This is a genomic window from Actinophytocola sp., assembly GCF_036402745.1.
Taxonomy (GTDB): domain Bacteria; phylum Actinomycetota; class Actinomycetes; order Mycobacteriales; family Pseudonocardiaceae; genus Actinophytocola.
In genome coordinates this window covers 1-6,418 of record NZ_DASWSJ010000090.1, presented here as the reverse complement: position 1 = coordinate 6,418, position 6,418 = coordinate 1, and the positions used below count along the sequence as shown (strand labels likewise).

7 protein-coding genes and 1 pseudogene are annotated in these 6,418 nt (G+C 71.7%); 7 read left to right on the top strand and 1 reads right to left on the bottom strand.

Annotation, left to right across the window (positions count from 1 at the left end; genetic code table 11):
* Positions 1-542: 542 nt before the first annotated feature.
* Positions 543-1,175 (top strand): annotated as a pseudogene (locus VGD70_RS09045) (ion channel); the annotation flags it as partial.
* A 75-nt stretch (positions 1,176-1,250) separates the two neighbouring features.
* Here VGD70_RS09045 and VGD70_RS09040 read toward each other — a convergent pair.
* Entirely contained in the window at positions 1,251-2,273 is a 1,023-nt protein-coding gene (locus VGD70_RS09040) for a GntG family PLP-dependent aldolase (RefSeq protein ID WP_331080041.1), read from the bottom strand.
* A 149-nt stretch (positions 2,274-2,422) separates the two neighbouring features.
* On the opposite strand from VGD70_RS09040, the gene VGD70_RS09035 reads away from it, so the two are divergent.
* From VGD70_RS09035 to VGD70_RS09010, 6 genes are all read left to right on the top strand, one after another.
* The gene (locus tag VGD70_RS09035) at positions 2,423-2,941 is read left to right on the top strand and encodes a SigE family RNA polymerase sigma factor (RefSeq protein ID WP_331080039.1); all 519 of its coding nucleotides are present in this window, start codon (positions 2,423-2,425) and stop codon (positions 2,939-2,941) included.
* Positions 2,942-3,463: 522 nt separating this feature from the next.
* On the top strand, positions 3,464-3,727 hold the full coding sequence (locus tag VGD70_RS09030) for a hypothetical protein (RefSeq protein WP_331080037.1): 264 nt from the start codon (positions 3,464-3,466) through the stop codon (positions 3,725-3,727).
* A 36-nt stretch (positions 3,728-3,763) separates the two neighbouring features.
* Positions 3,764-4,351, top strand: coding sequence for a TetR/AcrR family transcriptional regulator (locus tag VGD70_RS09025; protein ID WP_331080035.1), 588 nt, complete (start codon positions 3,764-3,766; stop codon positions 4,349-4,351).
* Positions 4,352-4,402: 51 nt separating this feature from the next.
* Positions 4,403-4,951: a SigE family RNA polymerase sigma factor gene (locus VGD70_RS09020; protein ID WP_331080033.1), complete on the top strand. Its 549-nt coding sequence runs from the start codon at positions 4,403-4,405 to the stop codon at positions 4,949-4,951.
* On the top strand, positions 4,948-5,781 hold the full coding sequence (locus VGD70_RS09015; protein WP_331080032.1) for a hypothetical protein: 834 nt from the start codon (positions 4,948-4,950) through the stop codon (positions 5,779-5,781). The genes VGD70_RS09020 and VGD70_RS09015 overlap by 4 nt, the downstream gene beginning before the upstream one ends.
* A gap of 8 nt (positions 5,782-5,789) precedes the next feature.
* Positions 5,790-6,341: a hypothetical protein gene (locus VGD70_RS09010; RefSeq protein ID WP_331080030.1), complete on the top strand. Its 552-nt coding sequence runs from the start codon at positions 5,790-5,792 to the stop codon at positions 6,339-6,341.
* Positions 6,342-6,418 lie beyond the last annotated feature (77 nt).

The window sequence follows — 6,418 nt, the reverse complement described above, 5'->3', positions numbered from 1 at the left end:
TCGGGGTGGTGTTCAAGGTTCTCGGCACGCTGCTGATCGTGGGCGCCGTGATCACCGTGGGCGCCATCGGCTACGCGGCCATCAAGGGCAGCTCCAACCGCAAGCAGATCCGCTGACCTGGGCGCCCTCGTCGGGCGCCGGGCCGTCGCCGGCCGTGACCTCGGCCGGCTGACGGCACCAGACCGTTTCCGGCCTGGCGCGCGCCGCACCTTTGGGTTGTCCCATCGGCCGATTCTCGATACCCGTTGACAGGCCCCGCGTTTCGGCCGTGGCCTCCGGCCCCCGGTATCAATTCTACGGACGGGCACCGACAGTTCCGGCGTGTCCACAGGCGGTTGTCCACAGGGCCCGAAAACTGTCGGCGTCGGCCCCTAAACTGGATTCCGGGGCCGGCGGCCGCCCATGCCCGCCGCGTCGTTCGCGGGCCATCGAGGGCGGCCCAACCACAAGCAGGCCCGCTGATCCGTCGCCCCCTGTACCGGGCGCGATCCACACCGTCGCCAGCCGTGACCGCGGCAGGCTGACGGCATCACAATGACCGAATGCCCACGCGGACGACCGACCCCTACGGTCCCCGGCTGCACACCTGGGCGCGCTGGTCCGACTGGCCGCTCACCGCGCTGGCCGCGCTGTTCCTCCTCCTCTACGCGACGCAGGTCCTCTACCTCAGCGCGCCGACCGGCCTGAGCCGCGTCGTCGACGGCGCCATCTGGCTGGCGTGGGTCCTGTTCGCCCTCGACTACCTCGTCCGGCTGGCCGTCACCCGGCATCGGGTCGGCTACGTGCTGCACCACCTGTTCGATCTTCTCGTGGTGGCGCTTCCGCTGATGCGGCCGCTGCGTGCGCTGCGCGTGCTCACCGCCGTCACCGTGCTCAACCGGCACGTGATGGGCAGCGTTCGCGGTCGGGTCGGCGTCTACACCTGCGGCATCCTGCTCCTGGTCGGCTTCTGCGCGTCGCTCGCCGTCCTCGACGCCGAGCGGGGCGTGCCGGGTGCCTCCATCACCTCGTTCCCCGGCGCCGTGTGGTGGACGCTGACCACCGTCACCACCGTCGGCTACGGGGACCTCTACCCCGTCTCTCCCGAAGGCCGGCTCGTCGCCGCCGCGCTGATGGTCGGCGGCATCGCGTTGCTCGGGGTCACCACCGGGTTCATCGCGTCGTGGTTCGTCGAGCGGGTCGAGGACGCGCGCACGACCGAAGCCCGGACGGCCGCCGACATCCGGGCCGTGCGGGCCGAGCTCGCCGGGCTACGACTGGAGCTGGGCGATGCGGTCCAGCACCTCCGCGATGTCGGCCGACGTCAGGTCCCGGTGGGTGATGAACCGGATCCGCCCGCCCATCGGGCCGGCCAGCACGCCGATCTGGGCCAGTGAGCTCAGCATGTGCCCGATGTCGGGCGCGGACGCCATCACGATGTTGGTCTCCGGGCGGTTGACCTCCCAGCCGAGGCCTGCCAACCCGGACGCCAACGTCGTGGCGTTCGCGTGGTCGATGGCCAGGGCGGGGATTCGCTCCAGCGCCACCAGACCCGCCGCCGCCAGCACGCCGCCCTGGCGCACCCCGCCACCGAGCATCTTGCGGACCCGCCGGGCCTCGGCGACGAATCCCGTCGTGCCCGCGACCACGGAGCCGACCGGCGCGCCCAAGCCCTTGGAGAGACACACCTGGACGGTGTCCACCCCGACCGTCAGCGCGGCCGGCGGCACCTCGAGCGCCACCGACGCGTTCCACAGCCGCGCTCCGTCCAGGTGTACGCGTAAGCCGACGTCGCGCGCGGTGGCGACCAACTTCGCGTGCTCGTCCGGCGGCGTCACCGCCCCGCCGCCGGCGTTGTGCGTGTTCTCCAGGCACAGCAGCGTCGTCCGCAGCGCGTAGTACGCCGCCTTGGCGCTGCCCGCGGCACGCACCGTCTCGACCGGGATCTGGCCCGGGCGGGCGCCCCACTCGACCGGCTCGGGGACCCCGCCGGAGAGCCAGGAACCCGCGCCGAGCTCGTTGTCCAGCACGTGCGCGCCCCGCGCCGCAAGAAAACGGTCGCCGCGGCGCAGATGCACGGTGAGCGCGATCAGGTTGCCCATCGACCCGCTCGGCACCCACAGCGCGGCCTCGACCCCGAGCAGCTCGGCGACCCGCTCCTCGAGCCGTCGCATGGTCGGGTCGTGGTCCAGCACGTCGTCGCCCACCTCAGCGGCGGACATGGCGAGCCGCATCGCCTCGTCCGGCTTGGTGACGGTGTCCGAACGGAGATCGATCTTCCTCGTGTATGTCACGATCCGATCACACCACATCCGCATCAAGGCATCCTTGGGGGCACCTCACGCGTCCTAGGGGGTGGCGTAGATCTCAGTGGCAGTCCATGCAACCGTGGACGCGGGACGTTCCGTCCCTGGTGTGCAGACGACGAGCGGAGAGAGTCCGCGTGGAAGAGCGCGACGAGCAGGACTTCGCGGCGTACTTCGTGGCGCGGCGGGATGCCGTGCGGCGGTCCGCGTACCTGCTCTGCGGTGACTGGCACCGCGCGGACGACCTCGCGCAGACCGCGTTCGTCGCGTTGCACCGGAGATGGCGCAAGATCCGGGACCGCGGGGCCCTGGACGCCTACGTCCGCCGGACGCTGGTGCGCGCGGTGATCGACGAGTCCCGCCGTCCGTGGCGGCGGGAGCGGTTCGTCGACGAGCTGCCCGAGGTGGCGCAGCCGGACGGCGAGATCGGCAACGCGGTCGCCACGCGCGCGGCACTGCTCGACGGCCTGCGGCGGGTGCCACCCCGGCAACGGGCGGTGCTCGTCCTGCGGTTCCTCGAGGGACTCGACGTCGCGGCCACGGCCGGGGCGCTCAAGTGCTCCGAGGGCACCGTCAAGAGCCAGACGGCCCGAGGGCTCACCGCGCTGCGGGAGGCGCTCGGGGACACGGTCGACGACCTCAAGTCGACGATGTGAGCGAGAGGGAGGTGGACGTCGATGGACGAGAGCAAGCTGGCTGAGCTGCTGCACGACGCGGTCGCCGACGCGCCGCCCCCATCTTTCGACCACAAGGACGTAGCGGCCGCGTCGGAGCGCCAGCGCATCCGCAGGCGGAACGGAATTCTCACAGGTTCCGCCATTGGTGTGGTCCTCCTGGCGAGCGCAACGGCGCTCGGCGTGGCATTGTGGACAGGGGCCCACTCGGCCGAACAGACGAATGCTGCGGAACCCGCGGCAGCAGGTGGTAACGGAAGCGCTGCTCCGTACGAGTTACCTCAAGAGGACAGTGCTGGCGCTCAGGGAACAGAGCGTGAGCTTGCCCCACAAGACGCCCCCTCGGAGACGCGTAAGCAGGGACGCCCTCCGAGTGGGGACGCCGGGCCTGCGGGGCCTGGCAGCACCCCTAGTGGGTGTGGAAAGGCGGACCGGGAGCTCGCTGCTGCCCTCGCGGGCGAGCTCCCGGCCGCCGCACATCTCCGTCCCGAGGACGCGGTCCCGGTGGCGCTGAGCTGTCCCCAGAACTCCGTGGGTGCCACGTTCGCCGCGGCCGACCAGGGCCATCGCGGCACGATCTCGGTCATCGTCGTCCCGGCCGACGTCACGCCACCCCAGTGGACCACGCCGGCAGGCACGCAGCGTGGCGAGTGGACCGCCAACGACGGTCGCACGTTCGTGGTGCTCAGCGAGCCGATCATGCCCGGCGGGGTCGCCCCGTTCGGCTCCGATGTGCAACACGTCGCCACCGAGCTCAGCCGGATGTAACCAGTGCGGCACTGACCTGGCACGATCTGTCCGGAGATGACGGCCGCCAGCACACCCAAGGGAGAGCGCCGCCGCCAGGCACTGGTCGAGGCAGCGGCGGAGCTCCTGGTCGAGCGCGGCTTCGACGCGGTCCGCCACCGCGCGGTCGCCGAGCGGGCCGACCTGCCGCTGTCGTCGACCACGTACTACTTCGACTCGCTCGACGACCTGGTCGAGGCTGCCGTCGAGCACCACGGCCGCGCCGAGCTGGTCCGCGGCGCCGCGTTGCTGGCCGCGCTCCCCACCCAACCGCGTGGCATCGACGCACTCGTCGACCTCGTCCTCGACCAGCTGCTCGGCCCGCACGCCGGTGACCGGGACGCCGAGCTGGTGCTGCTGCGCTACGAGCGGCTCGTCGCCACCTTCCGCCGGCCCTACCTGCGCCCGGTGATGCGCACGCTCGGCGAGGAGCTGCGCGGCCTGCTGCTCGAGGTCTTCACCCGGTCGGGTCTCGAGGTCGACCCGCGCCGGGTCGAGCAGCTGATAGCGCTGGTCGACGGCGCCGTCGTCAACGCGCTGATCGAGATCGACCCGGACCCCCGCGAGGTCGCCCGGCGCATGCTCCACGAGTTCCTCGCCCCCTGATTGCAACCCCGGTCGCCGCGCCGTCGTGAGGTACAGGCGGAAGGGAGCCACATGCGACAGACCGACGAGGACAGCTTTCGACGGTTCGCCACCCGCTACGCCGCCTCGCTGCGCAGGTCGGCGTTCCTGTTCTGCGGCGACTGGCACCTGGCCGAGGACCTGATGCAGCAGACCTTGATCAAGGTCTACCGGTCCTGGTCGCGGGTGCAGAAGGACGAGAGCCTCGCCAACTACGGCCGCACCGTCCTGCTGCGCACCTGGCTGGACGAGAAGCGCCGCCCGTGGCGCCGCTCGGAGCAGAGCGAGGCGGCGGTGCCCGAGGTGTTCGACCCGCGGTCCGACCCGGCCGAGGGCGCGCACCGGATGTGGGCGAGGGACCTGGTGCACCGGGGCTTGCTGCGGCTGCCGCCCCGGCAGCGTGCGGTGCTGGTGCTGCGGTACTTCGACGACCTGTCGGTCGCCGAGACGGCGGCGGTCATGCGCTGCTCCGAAGGCACGGTCAAGAGTCAGACGGCACGCGGGCTGGACGCCCTGCGGGCCTCGGTAGCGCGACTGTCGGCCGAAGAGCTAGGGCCGGCCGCAGGGAGGTATGTGTCGTGAGTGAGCAGGACGTTCGCGAAAGTCTGCACGGTGCGGTGGCCGCCGAGCCGCCGTTGTCCCTCGATCCGGACGCGCTGGTCCACACCGCGCGCCGGGAGGTCCGGCGGCGCCGCGCGCTGATCTCCGTTGGCGTCGCGACCACCGCGATCGCGGTCGCCGCGGTGGCCGTGCCGGTCGCGCTCGGCATCTCCCACGGTGGCGGGGTCCAGGTGGCCGACCGCCCGGCGCGGGCCAGCACGACGTCGGCACCCGACTCGCCGTCGTCCGCGCCGACCACGGCACCGGGTGACATCGTGTGGCCACCGCCCGGCATCGAGCCCCGGGTCTACCCGGCCGCACAGCTCAACCAGCGCGGCGAGGCGATGCGGGCACGCATCCGGGACGTCTTCCCGACGGTGCTGCCCAAAGCGTCCGCGCTCGCCGTCGAGGCGTTCCAGGGCGAGGCCGCCGGTGACGTCAAGGACGGCCAGAACTATCTCAACACGTTCGCCGCCTACACCCTCGGCGGCAAGCGCTACGCGATCGGGATCAACGTGTTCACGCCCGGCGCGTTCACCCGGAGCCCGGCCGACATGTGCCCCCGGCCGGACACCTGCCAGCGCTTCGACGACGGCAAGGGCGGCATGGTGTTCGCGGTCGACGAGAGCGTCGACGACCTGACGAAGATCGTGTCGGTGTACCACTACCGCGCGGACGGCTCGGTGACCTCGGCGGCCGGCTACAACTACGACCCGACGGGCCAGGAGGCGCTGCCCTCGACGCAGGTGCCCATGCCGGTGACGGTGGCGCAGCTGAAGACGTTCGCGCTCGACCCGGCGATCGGACTGTAGGACCCGCCGTGATCGAGGACCGGCTGCGCGCGGTGGAGCTCGACGAGCCGCGGCTGGTCCTCGATCTGGACGGCTTGGTGGAGCGCGCCACCCGGCCGCGGCGGTGGTGGACGGTGGTGGCCGCGACCCTGGCGTGCGCGGCGGTGGCGATGGCCGCGATGGCGGTAGGCACCGTGGTCGACGCCGGCCGCACCCCACCGGCCGGCACGCCCCCGGCCACGACGCCGCCCGACACGCTCACCCGGCCGACGACTCTCCAGTCAGCGACCCCGCCGAACGCCTGCGCGACAACGCCCATCCCGTCGGACAAGCTCTCACCCACCCCTGCCGGCAAGTTCCGCGAACCCACCAGAGACCCGAACTCGACCCGCGAAGCCCGCGTACCCAGCAAAGACCCCAACGTGACCGGCAAAGTCCGCGCACCCAGTCGAGACCCCAACCCCCCGACCGAACCTCGCGCGCGCCCGCGCGTGCAATGGCAGCCCCCGCCCACTCCGCAGGGTTCCGTCAAAGTCGATCACCTGCATGGAGCAGGCACGACGCTCTGGTTGATCATGTGAGTGTCTAGGTCCCATGATCTTGTGAGAGTGCCGTGCCTGCTGTGTCATCTTTCCCGACTGCGGTGTTGCTGGGTCGG

Excerpts from the sequence above, each read along its gene's own strand:
- VGD70_RS09020 (WP_331080033.1), top strand. The coding sequence starts at position 4,403 with ATGCGACAGACCGACGAGGACAGCTTTCGACGGTTCGCCACCCGCTAC.
- VGD70_RS09025 (WP_331080035.1), top strand. The coding sequence starts at position 3,764 with ATGACGGCCGCCAGCACACCCAAGGGAGAGCGCCGCCGCCAGGCACTG.